We start from the raw sequence: 20,694 nt of genomic DNA, 5'->3' as shown, positions 1-20,694 counted from the left end.
TATCATCCTGCATGTTCCCTGATCGCGGGAACTCAGGGCTCGAACTGGGGAACTCGGGCCGACACACCGTCTTTCCCTCTCCACTGACACGGAGGGAACAACATCGTGACCGAACAGAGCAGTTACCCTGATCAGCCCGCGAAGGGGATCAGTCGTCGCACCGTCACCAAGGCCATGGCCTGGTCGGTGCCCGTCGTGGCCGTCGCCACGGCCGTACCCGCGTACGCCGCCTCGGGCGGGGGTCCGTCGGGCGTGTTCATCAGCGCGTGCAAGCAGCCGGGCGCCAGCTGCAAGAAGGACTACGGCTTCGTCAAGGGGTATACGTTCGTGATCTCCATCACGAACAACACACCGCAGGATGTGTACATCTATCCCACCCTGAACGGCACCGTCGACCCGGTGTTCGCATTGGATTCCGAACCGGACAAGAACTTCAACTACAACACCGCGGCGGAGTTCACCGGTGGGGCGATCGGCGCTCCGCTCACTGCGGGCGAGCTGGTGACCGCCAATGGTGGCTCGTTCCAGATCATCATCAATGCGGGCACGAACGGCGACAGCTCCAACATCTCGGCCACCGGTGGTCTGTACATGGGTTGGGGCCACACCGAGGTGCCTGGTGCCGATCCGGACCACGACTACTCGACGCCGCCCCCACTGGCGGCCACGGACCCGGGGTACTTCTTCATCCCGATCTCGTTCGGCTCGACTCCGCCGTGCGGCACCGACTGCGCACCGGGCGGGGATGAGAGCGAGACAGGCGCGTGACGATGTGGTGAGGCCGGCGTGAACAGCGCCGGCCTCACCACATCGGCGAGAGAATGCCGCGCATCTGATCGGCGCGCTCGTCCCAGTCCGCGACATCCCTCGTCGGTCTGCCCTGTGACCGTTTCGTCAGGCCGGCTCGAATCGTACGGACGAAATCCTCCGGGGTCGCAATCCTGACCCTGGGATCCTGCGCATCGCGGAATCCCGCCACGGCGGTGGCGACAACCGGCCTGTCGGCAGCCTGGTATTCATAGAGCTTGATCGGGTCGAGGCTGTCGGTGAAGCCCGTGATCACGTGCGGCACGATCAGCACGTTCGCGTGCTGCAGGTAGGCGGGGACGCTGTTGCGTGGTCGCGGACCCAGCAGCACCGCGCCCGCGGTCGCCAGGGTGGCTCGCGCTCCGGCTGAAAGAGAATCCGGGCCGACGAGCACGACGGTCGCCTCGCCACCAAGCGACCGCGCGATGTCGGACGTCAGCCCGACATCCAGCCGATCTGCATGGAGCGTACCCAGGTACAGCACGACCTTCCCGGCCGGCAGATCGCGCGGACGCTCATGTCGTCGCCGGTAGGCAGCGACGTCCACGGCGTTTTGAACGAGGCGCAACGGCTGGCGTCCGCGGGCGCGGAGCGGGCTCTTACGTCGGAGCAGTTCGGTGGAGCAGGCGACGACCTCGTCCGCCTCTGCCAGCAGCCACTCCTCCTGCTCCCGTATGCGCGCGAGCTCCGCAGCCGGTCGGTCTGCCGACAGCCAGTCGTCGGTCATGTCGTACAGCGTGCGCCAGCCGGTCCGGCGGGCGAGGACGGCTCCCCCAGGATCGTTCACCCACAGCACCGGATCCGTGATGCCCCGCCGGTGCACGGCACGTTCGACCTGGACAGCGAGTCGTTCGTCGGCGTGAACGTCCAGGCGACGGGGGAGCAGCTTCACAGGACGCAGCAGCCTCAGCCTCCCGTCGTGCCCCCCATCGCGGAGTCCGCGCGGAAGTCGAGGGAGCCGACCGGAGCGCAGATCGTGCGTCGGGTCGAGCGGGGGTTCGACGAAGACGACACGCAGTCCGGGATCGGCTTCGAGCAGCCGTGACACCAGGTGCTGGTTGCGTCGCCACACCGAGTCCCAGGCCTCCAGCGACACCACGACGAGGTCTCTCATCGGCCACGCCCCCGTCGGGCGGTGATCGCCGTGCGGTAGGCAGCGCTCGTGCCCTCGACCAGTGCGTCCAGCGAGTAGGCCTCGCGTCGCCGAGCCTGTGCGGCGACGGCGTACCGGGCTCTGCCGGCAGGATCGTGTGCGAGCGCCCGCAGCGCTGCGCCGGCGGAGTCCGGGTCGCCCGGCGCGAAGAGGGCGTGCGGCGAGAGCCCGTCGAGCAATTCGACATGACCGCCGCCGCGAGCGGCGACGACGGGCAACCCTGCCTGCATCGCCTCGAGAACCGTCAAGCCGAGTCCCTCCACCGGGCACGGTGCGAGCAGCATCGAAGACGAGGTCATGAGCTGAGGCACGTCCTCGCGGTAGCCGAGGAAGTCGACCGATCCGGCGAGTCCCACTCGTCGGACGAGAGCTTCGAGGCGTTCACGCTCGGCTCCGTCGCCCGCGATCCGGAGTCGCCACCCTTCATCGGCGAGCCCCGAGGCCGCGAACCCGAGAATCCCGGTATCGCCGGCCTTCTCGGGTTGCAGTCGCTGCGCCATGAGGACCACGGCAGCGCGCGCACGGGGCGGGGGCGTGTGGTCGGGGAGGCCGGTGGGTACGACGGTTGTCCGCGTAGCGGTGGCGGATGCGACGGCGGAACTGATGGCGATCTCGGCGTCGATCACCGGGGTGACGAGGGCATCGAGCGCTATCGGCCCGATCCGCCCTCGGCGGCGGGCGAAGTGTCGAGTCGAAACGACCGTCGGCCGCCGGCGAGACCAGCCGAAGGCGAGGCGGGCGCCGAGCTCTGCGGCGGTCATGTGGGTGTTGACCACGTCGACGCCCCGGCCGGCGACGCGCAACGCGCGCGCCACCTGCAGGGTCGTGCGTGCTGGATGGTGAGGGATGCCGCTCGTCTTCAGGGCATCGCGCATGCGGTGCGGGTCGCCCCCGATGACGGTGACCGTGTGCCCGGCCTGGGCTTGAGCTGTCGCCAGCTGAACGACGTAGCGTTCGACGCCCGAGAAGCCGTCGGAGCGGATCGCATGGACGATGCGTTCCGGCTCCGGCCGCGTTGCCAGCGCATCGGCCAACGCTGCGTACCGGGCGGCCACCCCCTGCCAGCCGAGGTCGGCGACGCTATTGCGCGCGGCATCGCGCACGATGGCCGGGTCGAGGTGAAGGACAGCTGCGATGCCGGCGCCCACCGCCGTCGCGGCGCGCTCGACCAGCATGCCGTTCTCGTGGTCCCGGATGCGCTCCGGGGCGACGCCGACCCCCGTGGCGACGACGGGGAGTCCGGTGGCGAGAGCCTCGAGGAATACCAGACCGCTCGACTCGTACGCGCTCGGGAGGACGAAGAGGTCGCCGGCCCAGAGGTAGGGCACAGGGTCCGGCTGTACGCCTGCGAACTGCACGCGGTCGGTGAGCCCGCGATGTCGGGCGAGGCGCGCCCCGTGACGTACTTCGTCGCTCGTTCCGCCCACTACTACGAGGCGCAGGTCTGACAGCTGCTCCATCGTCATGGCATCCAGAACGAGGGGCAGACCTTTGCGATCGAACTCATGCCCGATGAACACCGCGACCGGGGCATCGCCGGAGACGCCGACGACATCGCGCGACCGCGCGCGCTCCACCGGGGTCGGGGGACGGAACCTGGCGAGATCCACTCCGTTGGGTATGACAGTCACCGCCGGTGCCACCCGCCCATAGGTCTCGCGAAGCCGTCGGGTCTCGTCCTCGCTGAGCGTCACCACGGCGCGGTGCGTGTGTCCGCGGTAGCGGATGCGATCCCGGGCCGCGGTGAACAGATGGACGGGGTTGCGCATCATCCGCCAGACATACTGGCCGCGAGCGCGCATCGCGGGCTGCAACAGGCCGTGATTGACGTACACGTCGCCGGCCATGACGTCGTTGTGGCAGATCGAGATCGCATCGGGCTGCTCCTCCAGGAAGCGCCTCGCACGTCGGGTGCCGACCGTGCTGAACCAGACCACATCCCACGCATGACCCAGCCGCGACCGTCGAGGCCCGCGTCCGGGTCGAGCCTCGGCCATCGTGAAGCGTGCGACATCCACCCCTGCGGCGCGCAATTCCCGCTCGAGGTCGAACGCGACGCCGGCGATGCCACTGCCGGGTGCGATCTCGGGAGCGATCTGAATGATCCGAGGCGTGGCCTGGCCGTTCACCGGCTGCTCTCCGTGGCGCGGTCGCGTTCGATGTCTGCGACCAGGTCCAGATACCTGTTCGCGACGGTCGCCCAGCCGTGCTCCTCTGCGCTGCGACGGCACCGGTCCCGCCACGGACCGAGGTCCGTGGCGGCCAGTTCTTCGAGACGGTCGGCGATCTCGACAGGGTCTCGACGGACGATGTAGCCGTTGTCGCCCGGGACGAGGATCTCGGGCACGAATCCGACCCCGGTGGCCACGACGGGGAGGCCTGACGCGAGCGCCTCGAGCACCACGAGAGCGTTCGCCTCGTACGCGCTCGGCAGCAGGAACATGTCGGATGCGGCGAGGTAGGTCTCCACGTCCTGCTGAGGGCCGACGAAGAGGACGCGGTCGCCGACACCTCGCTGTTCGGCGTGCGCGCGGGCGGCGTCGATGCCTCGGCGGTCGCCGCCGACGACGAGGAGCATCACGGTCGGGGCGGATTCGAGCGCGGCGGTGGCCACGTCGATCCCCTTGCGCGAGAGTTCGTGCCCGATGAAGAGTGCCACACGGTCCTCGTCCTGAAGCCGAAACCGCGTTCGCGCGCGATCTCGTTCCGCAGCCGTGGGTGGATGGAATCGGTCCAAGTCGACACCGTTCGGAATAACCACGATGCGGGACCGCACCCTTCCGTAGGTCCTTCGGAGGGTCTGCACTTCGTCCGGGGCGAGTGCGACGACCGCGCTGTGCACACCTCGACGGTAGCGGTACAGATCACGCAAGTAGGTGACCGGGTGTGTCGGGTTGCGCAGCATCCGCCACAGGCCATGGCCACGAGCCGCCATGGCTGCGCCCACGACACCGTGATTGACATAGATGTCACCTGCGAGGACGCCGTTGTGGCAGATCGCCACCGCATCGGGTCGTTCGGCGAGGAATCGGCGCGCACGGATGGTTCCGACGGTGCTGAACCACAGCATCCTGCGGAAGAGCGCGAGCGCGGCGAAGAAGCGGTGTCCGTGGGCGCGTCGGCCGGGGCCGCGGCGCGTCGACATGCTGCGCGCCGTCTCGAGAGTGAAACTCTCGACGAGAACCCCGCGCGCGCGGAACTCGCGGTCCAGATTCCAGGCGACACCCGCGACGCCGCTGCCGCGACCGATGAACGGTGCGATCTGCACGATCCGCGTCATCTCGCGCGCTCCGCCCATGCCTCGGCCCGTAGGGGGCTCGCGCGGTAGATGGCCGCTCGCCGGCGTGCGACGGTCGATCGGTCGCCCGACAGGACGAGACCTCGCGCCGCGGCGCCCACCCAGATGCCCAGTCGCGCCAGTTGCCACCCCCACACCCCGTGATGCTTGCGGAGATAGCGTTCCTGCGAGGCATGGAAGTAGAGTTCGCGCCGGCGGGCGTCGGAACTCGTCGCCGCCCCGACATGGACCGCTCGCGCACCGTCCACCTTCGCGTGATGCCACCCGAGCAGATGAGCGCGGTAGGCCCAGTCGGTCTCTTCTGCATACAGGAAGAACCGCTCATCGAAGCCGCCGACCTGATCGAGCGCCTCCGCGCGAAGCAACAGGACGGAGCCGATGACGAATCGGGGCCCGCGTCGGAACCTCCCGAGTCCGACCGCCTCGAGCCACGCGCCTGCCGGAGAGGGAAACGCCCAGGTCACCGTGGCGGCCCGTCCTGCCTCGTCCACCTGCGACGGGCCGACGCTTGCGAGACGCCGGTCGGCGTGGAGTGCGTCGCGCAGCACCTCTATCTGATCGGGCGCGATCCGCGCATCGGGGTTCAGCAGCAGGACGTCGGCGCCGGGCGCGAGCCGGTCGGCCAGAGCGACATTCACCGCAGCTCCGAAGCCGAGGTTCGAACCCGGGTCGACGTAACGGATGCCGAGTTCGGCACAGAGGTCCGCGATCTCGCCGAGCGAGGAATTGTCGACCACGGTGACCGGCATGTGCCTGACGGGTTCGAGGGCGGCGCGGAGGAGGCCGGGCTCGCCGTACGCGACCACGATGATCTCGATGTCGCGACGATCCGCGGATGCAGCGCGGTCTGCAGACCGATACAGGTCGAGGTACCGATCGGCCACAGCGTCCCACGTGCACTCGGCTGCACGGGTGAATCCGGCGGCACGGAGCGTCTCTCGCTGGGGCCCTGCAGCCTCGATGAGGGCGTGCGCGAGCGCCGCCGGATCCCCTTCCGGCGTGAGGAGGCCGGCGCCGCCGACCACCTCGGGGAGCGCCCCGGCATCACTCGCGACGACGGGTGTGCCGCATGCCATCGCCTCGACGGCGACGCGGCCGAACTGCTCGGTCCATCGCGCCGTCGCGATCGAGGGCACCGCCAGCACGTCGACGGAACGGTAGAAGTCGGGCAGGGCGTTGGGGTGCAGGGGCCCGAGGAACTCAACCCTTTCGGCGATCCCCCGCCGCTCCGCGGTCCGGTGGAGTTCGTCTGCCGACGGTCCTGACCCCGCGATGCGGGCCCGCAGTCGTGGTTCCCGTGCGACCGCCTCGAGAAGCACCGCGACCCCCTTCTCGGGGACCAGTCTCCCGGCGAATCCGGCTGTGATGTGCGGCGAGGTCCGGCGGGGCGATTCAGCAAGGCGAGGAGAGACGTCGACCCCGAGGGGGATCACGCGCGCCCGACCCGGAAATCCTTTTGCTTCCGTGATGCGCGCGGCCTGGGCGTTGCACGCCGCGATGCCGGACGCATGCCGCAGCGCGACGTGCTCGAAGCGGCGGAACGGGAAGGGGTAGCGCTTCCGCAGGTTCTGTGCGGTGTACAGCACGTAGGGTGCACGGCACCTACGGAGGGCCTTGATCGCGAGGACCTCGGCGGTGGCGAGGGCGAAGGGCTCCTCGTGGACGTCCACGATGTCCCACTCTTCGGCGAATGCCCGCCACAGCGGTCGAGGGTCGAAGATGAAGAGGGCGGGATGCCGGCCCCATGTGCGCACGGGGATGGTGCCGGTCTCGTCTCCCGCCGTCAGCGTGGTCTCGGTTCCGCCGGCGTGCCACTGCCGGGCGGTCAGCAGGGTCACGTCGTGTCCGCGGGCGCGGAGCGCCCGCTCACGGCCGCGCCAGGCGGAGACCGTCGCACTGTGCGAGATCCGCAGTACGCGCACAGCACCTCCCCACTATGCTTTCGCAGTAACCCTAATCGCCGCAGGGGGTGCGGCGAGGGTGATCGCCGGCGGGGGTGACGATGGCCGTGTCGCTCACGACCCGGACGAAGTGACGCGGGAGGCTTCGACCTCGACGACGGCTGCCCGCGCGCCGCGGATCGTCCATCTCGATCACACGTCCACGGCGGGGGGTGCAGAGCTCGCGCTGAGACGCCTGCTGCTGGCAGGACGAACCTGGCGCGCGACTCTGCTCGTCCCTCCGGGGCACGATGGCGGGGTCTTCGCGTCCCTCCGGGGGCGTGCCGGCCTGCGGGTGTCCGGCGTGGGGCAGCCTCCTGGCGCGAGCGCGGCGGGGATAGCCGGTGCGGTGGCTGCCGGTGTGCGCCTGCTCCTGCAGGCGGCCGCGACGCGGGTGGATCCGGCCTTCCGTTCCGCGGACATCGTGGATGCGAACACCGCGCGCGCTGCCGCCTACGGGGCGCTCGCCGCGTTGACATCCCGGACTCCCTTCGTCGTCCACCTGCGGGACCTGGTGGACCGCGAAGCGCTCGGACCGGTGGGGCTCGCGGTGCTGTCGCGCGTCGCGTTGCGACGCGCGGACGGCGTCATCGCGAATTCCCGTGCGACGTTGCGGTCTGCGCGCCCTTTCCTGAGGCCCGGCACGGTGGCGGTGGTCATCCCGAGCCCTGCCGGACTCCGCCCCCGAGGGGGCGACGGGAAGCCGAACAGCGACCCGATCCATCGTGTGGGGATGCTCGCGCGAATCGACCCGTGGAAGGGGCAGGCGCTGCTGCTCGAGGCGTTCGCGGCCGCGCATCGCCACGACGATGCCGTGCTGGAGTTCGCAGGTGAGCCGCTGTTCGGACGCGAGCGCCACCTTGAGGAGCTCCGCCGCCGGGCCGAGGAGATGGGCATAGGCGACAGGGTGGTCTTCCTCGGCCATGTCAGCGATCCGGCCGAGACCCTCGCGCGCTGGAGCATCGCCGTGCAGTACTCGACCCGGCCGGAACCCCTGGGCCAGAACGTCCTGCAGTACCTTGCCGCAGGGTGCGCGACCGTCGTCGCCGGTGAAGGTGGTCCGGCCGAGTGGGTGGAGCACGAGCAGAATGGGCTGGTCGCGCCCCCGCGGGACGCGTCCGCGCTCGCAGCCGCGCTGACGCGTCTTGCTGGTGATCACGTGCTGCGTGAACGGCTTGCCACCGCCGCCTCACGGACACCGGGGCTCATGTCCGATGCGGACGTCGCCGCCGCACACGCGGAGTTCTATGCGAAGGTGCTCGACCAAGGACGGCGGCCGCGCTCTCATCACTGAGCGAGTGATCGGCGCGGGATTATCATCGGATCATGTCGGAGCCGTTCGTCTTCGTACTGCCGCTGGTCCTGGCCGGCGTCCTGATCGGCGGCGCGTTGACGAAGCTGCGTGCTCCCGACGACGAAACCGGCTGGGCGGAACTGGGCGTGCCAGCACCGCTTCGGCGGCCGTGGCTGATCAGGGCCCATCCCTGGGGTGAGCTTGCTCTTGCCGGCGCTCTTGCCGCCCTCGGCGGCATCCTCGGCGCCTTTGCCGCGATCGCCGCGACGCTGCTCATGGCGGCGTATCTGTGGCTCGTCGTCGCGGCGTTCCGGCGACGCGACGAGACGACCTGCGCGTGTTTCGGAACGCGCTCTCGCGTGACCCGGGTAACGATCGTGCGGAACGCGTGGCTGACGCTCTTGGCGATCGCCTCTGTCGCGGTCGCAGCGCAGGCGCCGCCTCTGGGCGGCGCGGTGGCGGCCCTCGGCGGCGTGTGGATCGCGGCGCTCAGCGTCGTGGCGGTGACGGTTGCACTCGTCCTGTGGCCATCGCGCGCCGCCGCCCAGCCGGGTCCGGCGGCGCTGCCCTCGATCGACTCCGACGAACTCGATTACGTACGGGTGCGCACGCCGGCAGTGCCGGTGACGCAAGCCGACGGAACCGTTGTGAACCTCCGTGCCCTGGCTGCCCGGCGCCCGATCCTGCTGCTCGCCGTTTCGGAGACCTGTTCGAGCTGTGCGCCCGTCATCGCGAAGGTGGAGGAGTGGCGCTCGGTGGTGCCCGAGGTGGAGGTGAGATGCCTCATCCAAGCGGCACCCGAGCACACCGCGCTGCGCAGCACGACCGAGCCCCAGACATTGCACGATCCGTCCGGCTACGTGCGGGGATCCATCAGCGATTGGTCGACGCCCGCAGCGATCCTGCTCGGTTCCGACGGGCTCCTGGCGGGTGGGCCGGAGCTGGGTTACACCGCGATCTCCCGGTTCGTCGCGGACATTCGTGCCGCATTGGACGAGCAGCTCGCAGAGTTGGGTGCAACCGACGCTGAGACGATGCGCTCGGCGCCGACACCCGCAGAGTAGGTGCTCTCTCGCATCGCAGCATCCTGACATCGGGTGAGGAGTTCGACATGACGCGCAGGTGGATGGCCGTAGTGGCCCCGGTGGGACTCGTCCTGGTGCTCGCGGGGTGCGCCACATCGACGGGCGCCGGCGGCACGAGCACGTCGCCGGTCGTCAGCCCCACGCCGTCACCGACCCAGAGTGCGGGCGACGGACCCGACGACGGCGAGCTCGACGTGGCGTGGCTCGACGACGGCCGTGGGATCGGCATCGTCACGCTGGGCAGCGGCTCCTGCCGGCCGTTCGCGCAGCAGCCGCAGTACGCGGACGGCGTGCTCACCGTGCAGCTCGACGACCCCGAGGGGCAGGCGTGCACGAGGGACTTCGTGCCGCGCGGCACGTTCGTTCCACTTCCGGCAGGGATAGACCCGTCGGCCGACCTGCAGGTCGTGGTGACGGGCACGTACGAGGGTGAGGCGGACCTCGACGGTGATCCGTCATTGTCCGGCACGTCCGGCGACGAGGCGTCCTACGAGCCGTCGGCGGGCTGGGCAGATGACGACCGGCTGCTGATCCTCACGTGGGGTTCCTCCGGCTGCGTGCCGGTGGTGCAGTCCGCGCGGGTGGCGGACGGTGAGGTCACGGTCACCTTCGAAGACCCGCCCGCCGACCAGGTCTGCACGATGGACATGGCCCCGAGGATCACGGTCGTCCAGGTCGACAGCGACGATGCCGCCGAGCTCGCGCTCGCCGGAGCGGAGTTCGACGGCATCCGTCTGGCCATCGCCGGCGCGGACTGAACCGCCGCCCGTGCGTCAGTCCGCGCGCACCAGCAGGTCGCCGACCTCGCAGTCCAGCGCGCGGCAGATCGCCGACAGCGTGGAGTAGCGGATCGCCCGGGCGCGGTCGTTCTTGAGCACCGAGAGGTTCACCACCGACACCCCGACGAGCTCCGACAGCCGCGCGACGGTCATCCCGCGCTCGGCGAGCAGCTCGTCCAGTCGGCAGTGGATGCCGGTGGGGCCGTCCTCGTCGGTGCGCGCCGGGGTCATACCAGGCCCTCGGTCTCGCGCCGCAGGCGGTCGCCGACCGTGAAGGTGAGTGAGGCCAGCGCCGCGACGAAGGCGAGCGCCACGAGGGTGAACGGCTCGACGGCGATCAGCACGTTGTCGAACGTGCGCTCCGAGATGCGGGCGAAGGCTCCGTTGGCGCCGATGTTGCCGAGGAAGGGCACCAGCACCGCTCCCGCGAACGCGGTGACTCCGGCGGTCGTGATCAACCGGGTGTTGAGCCGGCAGAAGAGGACGCCGTGCAAGATGTTCCAGGTCACCACGAGCAGGCACGCCACGACGCCGGCCACCGCGACGGCGAGCACGACCTGCTGCGCCACCAGCGCCCAGACCGACGGCCCCGGCAGCTCGGCCGCCGTCACCCACGCGGTGTCCAGTTCCACCGGCACCGCCGCGCCGTCCGGGCCGATCGGCGCCTCGGCGGACGTGCCGAAGAATTCCGCGAACACCCGGACGTCGCGCCCGGGCAGGACCTCGATGATGCGGGCGACGGCGGTGACGGCCGTCCACACCGCCACCGCGGCGCCGGCGACCATGAACAGGGCCAGGGATGCGGCATCCGCCTTGGACATCAGGCGTTCGCCAGTCGTGTGGGTCATGATCACTCCATATCGATAAACGTTGTTATCGAGAAACGATATGCCTTCGTTCGTCACTCGTCAACTTCCTCGCGCGTATGCCCCTGGCGAACACGGGCATGCGGCGTCCGCGCGCTCGTTAGCCTCTATGTACAGCGCCGGAGTGCGCCTATCGCCCCGAGCCGGAGGGAAGTGCGATGTTCGAGAGATTCACCGACCGTGCCCGTCGTGTGGTCGTCCTCGCCCAAGAAGAGGCGAAGATGCTCAACCACAACTACATCGGCACCGAGCACATCCTGCTGGGCCTCATCCACGAGGGCGAAGGCGTCGCGGCCAAGGCCCTGGAGTCGCTGGGCATCTCGCTGGACGCCGTCCGCGAGCAGGTGCAGGACATCATCGGCCAGGGGCAGCAGCAGCCGACCGGCCACATCCCCTTCACGCCGCGCGCCAAGAAGGTGCTCGAGCTGTCGCTGCGCGAGGCGCTGCAGCTCGGCCACAACTACATCGGCACCGAGCACATCCTGCTCGGCCTCATCCGTGAGGGCGAGGGCGTGGCCGCCCAGGTGCTGGTCAAGCTCGGCGCCGACCTCAACAAGGTGCGCCAGCAGGTCATCCAGCTGCTGTCGGGCTACCAGGGCAAGGAGCCCGCGGGCGTGGCCACCGGCGCCGGGGAGCAGACCCAGGGGTCGACGCAGGGCGGATCCCAGGTGCTCGACCAGTTCGGTCGCAACCTCACGCAGGCCGCGCGCGACAACAAGCTCGACCCGGTGATCGGCCGCGAGAAAGAGATCGAGCGGGTCATGCAGATCCTCTCGCGCCGCTCCAAGAACAACCCCGTCCTCATCGGCGAGCCCGGCGTCGGTAAGACCGCGGTCGTCGAGGGTCTCGCCCAGGCGATCGTGAAGGGCGACGTCCCCGAGACGCTCAAGGACAAGCAGCTGTACTCGCTGGACCTCGGCTCGCTGATCGCCGGCTCCCGCTACCGCGGCGACTTCGAGGAGCGCCTGAAGAAGGTCACCAAAGAGATCCGCACGCGCGGCGACATCATCGTCTTCATCGACGAGATCCACACGCTCGTCGGCGCCGGCGCCGCCGAGGGCGCGATCGACGCGGCATCCATCCTGAAGCCGCTCCTCGCCCGCGGTGAGCTGCAGACCATCGGCGCCACGACGCTCGACGAGTACCGCAAGCACTTCGAGAAGGATGCCGCCCTCGAGCGCCGCTTCCAGCCGATCCAGGTCGCCGAGCCGAGCCTGCCGCACGCCATCAACATCCTGAAGGGCCTGCGCGACCGCTACGAGGCGCACCACAAGGTGCAGATCACCGACGGCGCGATCGTCGCGGCGGCGAACCTCGCCGACCGCTACATCTCGGACCGCTTCCTGCCGGATAAGGCCATCGACCTGATCGACGAGGCCGGCGCCCGGCTGCGACTGTCGATCCTGTCCAGCCCGCCGGAGCTGCGGGAGTTCGACGACAAGATCGCCAAGGTCCGCGAAGACAAGGAGCGTGCCAGCGAGGACCAGGACTTCGAGAAGGCCGCGGCCCTGCGCGACGAGGAGAAGTCCCTGCTCGCCGAGCGCCTGCGCCTCGAGAAGCAGTGGCGCTCGGGCGATGTCGCCACCCACGCGGTGGTCGACGAGGGCCTGATCGCCGAGGTGCTCGCCCAGGCCACCGGCATCCCGGTGTTCAAGCTCACCGAAGAGGAGTCCAGCCGCCTGGTCTTCATGGAGAAGGCGCTGCACCAGCGCGTCATCGGCCAGGAAGAGGCGATCGCGGCGCTGTCGCGCACGATCCGCCGCCAGCGCGCGGGCCTGAAGGACCCCAAGCGCCCGTCGGGCTCGTTCATCTTCGCCGGCCCCACCGGCGTCGGCAAGACGGAGCTGGCCAAGGCGCTCGCCGAGTTCCTCTTCGACGACGAGGGCGCGCTGATCTCGCTCGACATGTCGGAGTTCGGCGAGAAGCACACCGTCTCGCGGCTGTTCGGCGCCCCTCCCGGCTTCGTCGGCTTCGAAGAGGGCGGTCAGCTCACCGAGAAGGTGCGGCGCAAGCCGTTCTCGGTCGTCCTCTTCGACGAGATCGAGAAGGCCCACCCCGACATCTTCAACTCGCTGCTGCAGATCCTCGAAGAGGGTCGCCTGACCGACGGTCAGGGCCGCGTGGTCGACTTCAAGAACACGGTCATCATCATGACCACCAACCTGGGTGCGCGCGACATCGCGGGCGGCCCGGTCGGGTTCCAGGTCGAGGGTGACACCGCGACCTCGTACGACCGCATGAAGGGCAAGGTCAACGAAGAGCTCAAGCGTCACTTCAAGCCCGAGTTCCTCAACCGCGTGGACGACATCATCGTCTTCCCGCAGCTGACCAAGGCCGAGCTGGTGCAGATCGTCGACCTGTTCACCAAGCGGCTGTCCGAGCGACTGCTGGACCGCGACATGACGATCGAGCTGAGCCTCGCCGCCAAGGAGCGCCTCATCGAGATCGGGTTCGACCCGGCGCTCGGTGCCCGCCCGCTGCGCCGCGCCATGCAGCACGAGGTCGAGGACCGGCTGAGCGAGAAGATCCTGCACGGCGAGCTCGACGCGGGCGACCACGTGAAGGTGGATGCCGAGAACGGCCAGTTCACGTTCGAGCACGGCCCGCGCGGCGAGAAGGTCGCTGTCGGTGTCGTCGGCGGGGGCGAGATCACCTCGAGCCCCGACCTCGCGATCACCTCGGACTGATCCGGATGAGCGAAGGGCGGCTGCGTCGGCAGCCGCCCTTTCGCGTACCCGGCCGTAGGCTGGGGCGATGACCGACTTCGAGGTGCGGATGGCGCGGGCGGCCGACGTGCGCGGCATCCAGCAGCTGCTCGAGCCCTACGTTCAGCGCCGCATCCTGCTCGGCAAGGACCTCGTCGTGCTGTACGAAGCCGTCCAGCAGTTCGTCGTCGCCGAGGACGGCGACGGCACGCTCATCGGCTGCGGGGCGTTGCACGTCATGTGGGAGGACCTCGGCGAGATTCGCACCCTCATCGTCGCGGACGACTGGCTGCACCGCGGTGTCGGGCGCGCGATCGTGCAGCGCCTGGAAGAGAACGCGCGCGTGCTCGGGCTGACGAGGCTCTTCTGCCTGACCTTCGAGGTGGAGTTCTTCACTCGGCGCGGATTCGCCCCCATCGGCGAGCAGGTCGTCGACCCCGACGTGTACTCGCAGCTCATCCGCAGCCCCGACGAGGGCATCGCGGAGTTCCTCGACCTCGCGCACGTCAAGCCGAACACGCTCGGCAACACCCGGATGCTGAAGACCCTCTGAGCCTCTGAGGTCGACCCGCGTGCCGCCGCGTGGCTCGCGCCGGTGCGACGTACCCTGTGTGGCATGAGCACCCCGACCCGGCGACGGCATTCCCCGGCGGTCTACCGCCGGCGCCGGCTGATGGTGCTGGTGCTGCTGATCGCGCTCGTCGCGGGCATCTGGGTGCTCGTCGCCCAGCCGTGGCGCGGCGCGGCCGCCGAGCCCGGCGCCCGTGCGTCGGCGGGACCGTCCCTGCTGCAGCTGGCGTCGTCGCTGCCGGTGCCGCCGCCCGGATCGCCTGATCCGGATGCGGTGGTGGATCGGACGGATGCCGGCACCGCCGCCGCCACGCCGTCGGCGACCCCGGTGACCGAGGCGGAGGCCGAGCCCGAGCCGGCCGCCGAGGTCGAGGCGTGCGCCACCCGGGACGTCACGGTCGAGGCGGTCGCCGACAAGGGTGCGTACGCGACCGGCGAGAACCCGCAGTTCACGATCCGCCTCACCAACGACGGCGAGGTCGACTGCGCGATCAACGTCGGCACCACGACCCAGGTGTTCACGGTCACCAGCGGCGAGGACACCTGGTGGCGCTCCACCGACTGCCAGACCGAGCCGAGCGACATGTACGTGACCCTCGAGGCGGGGCAGAGCGTCGAGAGCGCGGAGCCGCTGGTGTGGGACCGCACCCGGTCGTCGGTCGATTCGTGCGGGCGCGGGGATCGCGCTCGCGCCGCGGGTGGCGGGGCTACGTACTGGCTGGACGTCGAGATCGGCGGCATCCCGTCACTCGGCGCGATCTCGTTCCAGCTCTTCTGAGTCCCTCGGCCCGCCGGGATACCCTGGAGGGATGGCCGGAAAGAAGCGCGCGAAGAAGGACTCGCTGGAGTTCCGCAACACGCAGCTGAGTGACGCGCTGCAGACGCAGGACATGGCGGCGGTCGCCTTCGCCCTGCGCCACGGGCCGACGGTCGTGCCGCTCATGCGGCCGGGTCAGCGCGACAACCCGCTGGACGTCGGCGAGGTGTGGACGTATCGCGATCCGAAGACGGGCGACGTGGCGCTGCTGCTGTTCAGCGACGCCGCCCACAAACCGGCATCCCTGCCGCCTGGCGTGGCGCTGCAGTCGCCGGCGTGGCTGCGGACGTTTCTCGGGACCCACGAGTCCGAGATCACCACCGTCTTCTTCGACATCGCCGGCCCGCATCCGCTGCAGGCGTCGCCGGCAGACCTCATCGCCGCCCTCGACGCCTGACGGGTCAGAACTCGGGGACGTCGTCGCCGGGCCGGTGCTTCGCGCGCGCCCGGACGTCGGCGACCGCGCCGACGATCGTCGACGAGCGGTCGTCGACGATCTCGCGGTAGCCCAGGCGCGCCGCTTCGCCGCGACGCTGGGCGGTCTGGGTGACGGGCCGGATCTCGCCGGCGAGGCTCAGCTCCCCGATGGCGGCGACGGTACGGGCGATGATGAAGTCGTGCACCGAGCTCGCGACGGCGAGCGCGATCGCGAGGTCCGCCGCGGGCTCGGTGAAGCGGACGCCGCCGACGGTTGAGACGTACACGTCGAGCTCGCCGGTCTTCACGCCCGCCTTCTTCTCGAGCACCGCGAGGACCATGGCCACTCGGGCGGCGTCGACACCGTTGACCACGCGGCGCGGGTTGGGCGCCTTGGTCGCGATCGTCAGCGCCTGCACCTCGACGGGCAGCGCCCGCCGCCCCTCGAGGGCGATCGCCACGCACGTGCCGGCGACCGTCGACCCGTGGCCGAGGAACAGGGCGCTGGGGTCGGCGACCTCGGCGATGCCGTCGCCGGTCATGTCGAAGCATCCCACTTCGTCCGTCGGACCGAAGCGGTTCTTGAGTGCGCGCACGAACCGCAGCGACGTGTGCCGGTCCCCCTCGAAGTGGCACACCACGTCGACGAGGTGCTCGAGGATGCGGGGGCCGGCGATGGAGCCGTCCTTCGTGACGTGCCCCACGATGATGGTCGGGATGCCGCGGTCCTTGGCGATCCGGATGAGGGTCGCCGCCACCTCGCGCACCTGCGACGGATGCCCCGCCATCCCCTCGGACAGCCCCGAGGCGACCGTCTGCACGGAGTCGACGATCAGCAGGTCGGGTCCGACCTGGTCGACGTGGCCGAGGATCGTGGCGAGGTCGGTCTCGCTGGCGAGGTACAGCTCGTCGTGCAGCGCGCCGGTGCGCTCGGCGCGCAGGCGGACCTGCGCGGTGGACTCCTCGGCGCTTGCGTAGAGGACGCGGCGCCCGCCGCGCGCGGACTGCGCGGCGACCTCGAGCAGCAGCGTGGACTTGCCGACCCCCGGCTCGCCCGACAGCAGGATCGCGGCGCCCGGGACGAGCCCGCCGCCGAGCACGCGGTCGAACTCGCCGACCCCGGTCGTGCGGCGCGGGGCGTCGGCCGGGTCGATGCGGGTGATGGGCTGCGCCGTGCGTCCGGCGACGGGTGCGACGGGGGTGACGGCGCGCAGGATCCCGGTCTGCTCGGCGGCCTCGACGACCGTCCCCCACTGCTGGCACTCCCCGCAGCGGCCCACCCATTTGATGCTCGTCCACCCGCATTCGGTGCAGCGGAAGGGCGCGGTCGCCGGGGTGCGTCGGGTGGCCATGCCCCCAGCGTATGCGCCGCCCCCGACCCCGCCCGCCGTCCCGCTCCCCGTGCCGTCCCGGCATCCCTCGCCCGCCAGCATCCGTCTCGCACCTCGCACCTCGCACGGATCACGTGATGCGTACGAGATCACCCGCTGCGGACGGTGCGTAGCGGGTGATCTCGTGCCGATCACGTGATCTGGTCGCGCATGGGCGTGGCGCGACGGCGGCGGCGACGGCGCGACGGTAAGAGAACGCGACGGATGCCGGGGGTCAGGCGCGCAGGGACGCCGCGACCTCGCGCAGCGCATCGGCCGAGCGGTGCAGCAGGCCGAGCTCGGCATCCGAGTACGTGGTCTGGGCGATGGGGTGGGCGCCGCTGGCGTTGACGATGGACGGCACCGAGAGGGCCACGCCGTCGACCCCGTGGTAGTCGTGCAGCACCGGCGAGACGGGCAGCACGGCGTTCTGGTCGCCGAGGATAGCCTCGATGATCCGGGCGCTCGACAGGCCGATGGCGTAGTTCGTCGCGCCCTTGCCCTGGATGACCTTGTATGCGGCGTCGCGGACGTCGATCGCGATCTGGTCGAGCTCGTCGACGGTCATGCGGTCGCCGCGCGGCGTCACCCAGTCGAGGATCGGGACGGTGCCGATCGTGGCGTGCGACCACAGCGGGAACTCGGTGTCGCCGTGCTCGCCGACGATGTACGCGTGGACGCTCGAGGTGGCGACCCCCGCGCGCTCGGCGAGCTTCCACCGCAGGCGCGAGGTGTCCAGCACCGTGCCCGAGGCGAAGATGCGCTCGGGCGGCAGGCCCGTCTGCTCCTGCGCGAGCACGGTCAGCACGTCGCACGGGTTGGTGACGATGACGTAGATCGCGTCGGGGGCCGCCTCGAGCAGCTGCGGCATCATCTTCTTCATGATCCCGGCGTTGACGCCGGCGAGCTCGATGCGCGTCTGGCCGGGGTTCTGCTTGGCGCCGGCGGTGATCACCACGACGTGCGACCCTTCGACGACCGAGATGTCGCTGCCTCCGGTGATGTCGCTCGAACCGGTGAACTGCGTCCCGTGGGCGAGGTCGAGCACCTCGGCCTCGACCTTCGCGGTGGCGATGTCGTACAGCGCGACGTGCCGCGCCGAACCTCGGATGAGCGAGGCGTAGGCCACGCTCGAGCCGACGCTGCCGGCTCCGACGACGGTGACTTTCGAGTTCTCAATGACGGTCATGCGCCCAGTCTGGCAGGGCTCGGCGCCCGACCCGGCCGATGTGCGGGGCGAAGGTCCCGTGGGGCGTCAGTTCCGCGGATGCCGGTGCTCGGCGCCGTACACGGCGGCCTGCGTGCGCCGCTCCATGCCGAGCTTGGCCAGCAGGCCGCTGACGTAGTTCTTCACGGTCTTCTCGGCCAGGCCCAGCCGCTCGCCGATCTCGCGATTGGTCAGCCCTTCGGCGATGAGGTCGAGGACCTGGCGCTCGCGGTACGACAGGCCCGCGGCGTCGTCGATCCCGGATGCCGGGGCGGGCTGCGCCGGCGCGAGCGATTGGGCGGCCGCGCGCAGCGAGCGCGAGGACTGCACCGTCTTGCCGGCCGCGGCGGCGCGGATGGCGTCGAGCAGGGCGGTGCTGCGGACGTCCTTCAGCACGTACCCGCTCGCGCCGGCCAGCGCGGCGGTGCGCAGCGCCTCGTCGTCGTCGTAGGCGGTGAGGATGAGGCAGTTGATCCGCGGATGCCGGGACCGCACCTCGCGGCAGAGGTCGATGCCGTCGCCGTCGGGCAGGCGCACGTCGAGCACGGCCACGTCGGGGGCGACCGCCTCGATGCGGCGCAGGGCCTCGCCGACCGATCCGGCCTCACCCGCGACCTCGAGGTCGTGCGTGGCGTCGATGAGCTGGGCGATGCCGCGGCGGACGATCTCGTGGTCGTCGACGAGGAACACGCGGGTCATGGTGCGGACCGCCCTTCGCGGGAGTGGGAACGGGCGCCCGAGGCGGCGGGCTCGGTGTCGGGTTCGGCATCGCCGAGGGGGACGGACCAGACCACGACGGTGCCGGCATCCGTCTCGCTCGCCGGGGACTGGATGGTGCACTCGCCGCCGCGGAGCCTCGCCCGCTCGACGAGATTGCGGAGCCCCCGGTGCACGGCGCCGGGCGGGATGCCGCGTCCGTCGTCGCGGACGGTGAGGGTGAGCCGGTCGTCGTCGACGGCGACCGCCGCATCGACGACCCGCGCGTCGGCGTGCTTGACGATGTTGGTGAGGCATTCGCGCAGCACGGCGGCGAGGTCGTCGGCGAGCTCGGCCGACACCAGGCTGTCGACGGGGCCGCTGAAGCGCAGCCGCGGCGCCGAGGGCAGGCCGGCCATCGTCGCCGAGGTGACGGCCAGCAGCCGGTCGCGGGTGCCCTGCCTGCCGGAGGGCGCCGCACCGAGCGCGTAGATGACGGTGCGGATCTCTTTGATCGCGTCGTCGAGGGTGTCGATCTGCTGTCCGAGGGCGCTCGCCGCCTCGGGCGCGGACGTCGAGGCGATCGCCTGCAGCGACAGACCCGCGCCGAAGAGGCGCTGGATGACGTGATCGTGCAGGTCGCGAGCGATGCGCGCGCGGTCCTGCGCGCGCTCGATGCGGCGCCGGTCCTCGCGGCCGCGCAGCACCTCGATCGCGACGCCCGCCTGACCGGCGAAGACGAACGCCATCTCGAGCTCGGCGTCGGTGAAGGGCCGCGCACCAGGCTGGCGCGCGATGCTGAGGACGCCCAGCGGCTCGGGTCCTGCCAGCAGCGGCACCGCGACGGCCGGTCCCCACGCCGGCTGGTCGTCGAAGAAACGGCCCGCCGCCTGCTCGGGGGTGCTCACCGCGCGGCCGGTCTCGAGGGCGCGGGCGGCGGGGGTCCCCGCCCGGGGCAGCGTACGTCCGCGAAGGCGGAGCGCGTCGGGACCCCACGCGGCGATGATCTTCAGCTCGTCGTCGACGGCGGGCACCGAGACCAGGGCGACGTCGGCCTGCACGAGCGGGGCGACGCGCTCGACGATGACGTCGAGGGCGTCGTCGCTGTCGACGTCCAGCAGCGCCCCCATCACGTCGGCGAGGGCAGCGCTCCACTGCTGGCGGGTCCGCGCCTGCTCGTACAGGCGGGCGTTCTCGATGGCGACGCCGGCTGTCGCGGCCAGCGACACCATCAGCGCCTCGTCGTCGGCGGTGAACACGCCGGACGCGGCATCCGTCAGATAGAGGTCGCCGTAGACGGCGTCGCGGACGCGGATCGGCACACCGAGGAAGGAGTCCATCGGCGGATGGTGGGCGGGGAAGCCGACCGATCGGGGGTCCTCGGACAGGTGGGGCAGGCGCACCGGCCCGTGGGCGTGGATGACGGCGCCGAGGATGCCGTGCCCGCGGGGCAGGTCGCCGATCCGGTGCGCGGTGGCCGGCGGGATGCCGCGGTGGATGAACCGTTCGAGCAGACCGTCCGTGCCGAGGACTCCGAGGGCGCCGTAGCGGGCGTCGACGAGCGACATCGCCGTCTCGACGATCCGCCCGAGGACCTCTTCGAGCTCCAGGTGCTCGACGACGGCGGTGCTGGCCCGCAGCAGATCGTCGAATCTGCGCTGCGGCAACCCGTCATCCGCGGCTTCCATGC

Annotated in this window: 18 protein-coding genes; 8 read left to right on the top strand and 10 right to left on the bottom strand. The window is 70.6% G+C overall.

All coding sequences use genetic code 11. The features are described from left to right. Positions 1-105: 105 nt before the first annotated feature. Positions 106-768: a hypothetical protein gene (locus tag ACYVF4_RS06265; RefSeq protein WP_460720891.1), complete on the top strand. Its 663-nt coding sequence runs from the start codon at positions 106-108 to the stop codon at positions 766-768. A gap of 34 nt (positions 769-802) precedes the next feature. Here the strand turns inward: ACYVF4_RS06265 and ACYVF4_RS06260 are convergent, their stop codons facing one another. The 4 genes from ACYVF4_RS06260 to ACYVF4_RS06245 are packed head-to-tail and all read right to left on the bottom strand — an operon-like array spanning position 803 to position 7,180. Beyond that, a complete protein-coding gene (locus ACYVF4_RS06260; RefSeq protein WP_460720889.1) occupies positions 803-1,921 on the bottom strand; it encodes a glycosyltransferase in 1,119 nt (372 codons plus the stop codon). Further along, positions 1,918-4,191, bottom strand: a complete 2,274-nt coding sequence (locus tag ACYVF4_RS06255; protein WP_460720887.1) for a glycosyltransferase family 4 protein — start codon at positions 4,189-4,191, stop codon at positions 1,918-1,920. The genes ACYVF4_RS06260 and ACYVF4_RS06255 overlap by 4 nt, the downstream gene beginning before the upstream one ends. Further along, on the bottom strand, positions 4,086-5,258 hold the full coding sequence (locus ACYVF4_RS06250) for a glycosyltransferase family 4 protein (protein WP_460720885.1): 1,173 nt from the start codon (positions 5,256-5,258) through the stop codon (positions 4,086-4,088). Before ACYVF4_RS06250 ends, ACYVF4_RS06255 begins: the two co-directional genes overlap by 106 nt. Next, positions 5,237-7,180 carry a glycosyltransferase gene (locus tag ACYVF4_RS06245; RefSeq protein WP_460720883.1) on the bottom strand — a complete coding sequence of 648 codons (1,944 nt, stop codon included), beginning with the start codon at positions 7,178-7,180 and terminating at the stop codon, positions 5,237-5,239. Before ACYVF4_RS06245 ends, ACYVF4_RS06250 begins: the two co-directional genes overlap by 22 nt. A gap of 58 nt (positions 7,181-7,238) precedes the next feature. On the opposite strand from ACYVF4_RS06245, the gene ACYVF4_RS06240 reads away from it, so the two are divergent. The 3 genes from ACYVF4_RS06240 to ACYVF4_RS06230 are packed head-to-tail and all read left to right on the top strand — an operon-like array spanning position 7,239 to position 10,335. Further along, a complete protein-coding gene (locus ACYVF4_RS06240) occupies positions 7,239-8,492 on the top strand; it encodes a glycosyltransferase family 4 protein (protein ID WP_460720881.1) in 1,254 nt (417 codons plus the stop codon). 32 nt (positions 8,493-8,524) lie between these two features. Continuing rightward, a complete protein-coding gene (locus tag ACYVF4_RS06235) occupies positions 8,525-9,556 on the top strand; it encodes a MauE/DoxX family redox-associated membrane protein (RefSeq protein ID WP_460720879.1) in 1,032 nt (343 codons plus the stop codon). Positions 9,557-9,603: 47 nt separating this feature from the next. After that, the gene (locus ACYVF4_RS06230) at positions 9,604-10,335 is read left to right on the top strand and encodes a hypothetical protein (protein ID WP_460720877.1); all 732 of its coding nucleotides are present in this window, start codon (positions 9,604-9,606) and stop codon (positions 10,333-10,335) included. A 15-nt stretch (positions 10,336-10,350) separates the two neighbouring features. Here ACYVF4_RS06230 and ACYVF4_RS06225 read toward each other — a convergent pair whose 3' ends face one another. Next, the gene (locus ACYVF4_RS06225) at positions 10,351-10,587 is read right to left on the bottom strand and encodes a helix-turn-helix domain-containing protein (protein ID WP_460720875.1); all 237 of its coding nucleotides are present in this window, start codon (positions 10,585-10,587) and stop codon (positions 10,351-10,353) included. Next, positions 10,584-11,204: a hypothetical protein gene (locus ACYVF4_RS06220; protein ID WP_460720873.1), complete on the bottom strand. Its 621-nt coding sequence runs from the start codon at positions 11,202-11,204 to the stop codon at positions 10,584-10,586. Before ACYVF4_RS06220 ends, ACYVF4_RS06225 begins: the two co-directional genes overlap by 4 nt. 176 nt (positions 11,205-11,380) lie before the next feature. Between ACYVF4_RS06220 and ACYVF4_RS06215 the strand changes: the two genes are divergently transcribed. The 4 genes from ACYVF4_RS06215 (at position 11,381) to ACYVF4_RS06200 (ending at position 15,711) form a co-directional block, all read left to right on the top strand. Next, complete coding sequence (locus ACYVF4_RS06215; protein ID WP_460720871.1) at positions 11,381-13,909, top strand: ATP-dependent Clp protease ATP-binding subunit; 2,529 nt, start codon at positions 11,381-11,383, stop codon at positions 13,907-13,909. 67 nt (positions 13,910-13,976) lie between these two features. Beyond that, the gene (locus tag ACYVF4_RS06210; RefSeq protein ID WP_460720869.1) at positions 13,977-14,480 is read left to right on the top strand and encodes an amino-acid N-acetyltransferase; all 504 of its coding nucleotides are present in this window, start codon (positions 13,977-13,979) and stop codon (positions 14,478-14,480) included. A 63-nt stretch (positions 14,481-14,543) separates the two neighbouring features. Then, positions 14,544-15,275, top strand: a complete 732-nt coding sequence (locus tag ACYVF4_RS06205) for a hypothetical protein (RefSeq protein WP_460720867.1) — start codon at positions 14,544-14,546, stop codon at positions 15,273-15,275. Positions 15,276-15,306: 31 nt separating this feature from the next. Continuing rightward, complete coding sequence (locus ACYVF4_RS06200; RefSeq protein ID WP_460720865.1) at positions 15,307-15,711, top strand: dehydrogenase; 405 nt, start codon at positions 15,307-15,309, stop codon at positions 15,709-15,711. Between the two features lie 4 nt (positions 15,712-15,715). Here the strand turns inward: ACYVF4_RS06200 and radA are convergent, their stop codons facing one another. From radA to ACYVF4_RS06180, 4 genes are all read right to left on the bottom strand, one after another. After that, positions 15,716-17,083 (bottom strand): DNA repair protein RadA, encoded by a 1,368-nt coding sequence (gene radA, locus ACYVF4_RS06195; RefSeq protein ID WP_460720863.1) that lies wholly within the window; start codon positions 17,081-17,083, stop codon positions 15,716-15,718. A 253-nt stretch (positions 17,084-17,336) separates the two neighbouring features. Then, entirely contained in the window at positions 17,337-18,290 is a 954-nt protein-coding gene (locus ACYVF4_RS06190) for an L-lactate dehydrogenase (RefSeq protein WP_460720861.1), read from the bottom strand. Positions 18,291-18,356: 66 nt separating this feature from the next. Continuing rightward, complete coding sequence (locus tag ACYVF4_RS06185) at positions 18,357-19,007, bottom strand: response regulator (RefSeq protein ID WP_460720859.1); 651 nt, start codon at positions 19,005-19,007, stop codon at positions 18,357-18,359. Beyond that, on the bottom strand, positions 19,004-20,671 hold the full coding sequence (locus ACYVF4_RS06180; RefSeq protein ID WP_460720857.1) for a sensor histidine kinase: 1,668 nt from the start codon (positions 20,669-20,671) through the stop codon (positions 19,004-19,006). Before ACYVF4_RS06180 ends, ACYVF4_RS06185 begins: the two co-directional genes overlap by 4 nt. Positions 20,672-20,694 lie beyond the last annotated feature (23 nt).

Source organism: Microbacterium aureliae, assembly GCF_054780155.1.
Note: the sequence above shows the minus strand (reverse complement) of the source record. Positions and strands in the feature narration are given on the sequence as shown.

Bases quoted from the DNA above. Each gene is read 5' to 3' on its own strand.
- ACYVF4_RS06260 (WP_460720889.1), bottom strand. From the start codon at position 1,921: ATGAGAGACCTCGTCGTGGTGTCGCTGGAGGCCTGGGACTCGGTGTGG.
- ACYVF4_RS06250 (WP_460720885.1), bottom strand. From the start codon at position 5,258: ATGGGCGGAGCGCGCGAGATGACGCGGATCGTGCAGATCGCACCGTTC.
- ACYVF4_RS06235 (WP_460720879.1), top strand. From the start codon at position 8,525: ATGTCGGAGCCGTTCGTCTTCGTACTGCCGCTGGTCCTGGCCGGCGTC.
- ACYVF4_RS06230 (WP_460720877.1), top strand. From the start codon at position 9,604: ATGACGCGCAGGTGGATGGCCGTAGTGGCCCCGGTGGGACTCGTCCTG.
- ACYVF4_RS06225 (WP_460720875.1), bottom strand. From the start codon at position 10,587: ATGACCCCGGCGCGCACCGACGAGGACGGCCCCACCGGCATCCACTGC.
- ACYVF4_RS06220 (WP_460720873.1), bottom strand. From the start codon at position 11,204: ATGACCCACACGACTGGCGAACGCCTGATGTCCAAGGCGGATGCCGCA.
- ACYVF4_RS06215 (WP_460720871.1), top strand. From the start codon at position 11,381: ATGTTCGAGAGATTCACCGACCGTGCCCGTCGTGTGGTCGTCCTCGCC.
- ACYVF4_RS06210 (WP_460720869.1), top strand. From the start codon at position 13,977: ATGACCGACTTCGAGGTGCGGATGGCGCGGGCGGCCGACGTGCGCGGC.
- ACYVF4_RS06205 (WP_460720867.1), top strand. From the start codon at position 14,544: ATGAGCACCCCGACCCGGCGACGGCATTCCCCGGCGGTCTACCGCCGG.
- ACYVF4_RS06200 (WP_460720865.1), top strand. From the start codon at position 15,307: ATGGCCGGAAAGAAGCGCGCGAAGAAGGACTCGCTGGAGTTCCGCAAC.
- radA (WP_460720863.1), bottom strand. From the start codon at position 17,083: ATGGCCACCCGACGCACCCCGGCGACCGCGCCCTTCCGCTGCACCGAA.
- ACYVF4_RS06190 (WP_460720861.1), bottom strand. From the start codon at position 18,290: ATGACCGTCATTGAGAACTCGAAAGTCACCGTCGTCGGAGCCGGCAGC.
- ACYVF4_RS06185 (WP_460720859.1), bottom strand. From the start codon at position 19,007: ATGACCCGCGTGTTCCTCGTCGACGACCACGAGATCGTCCGCCGCGGC.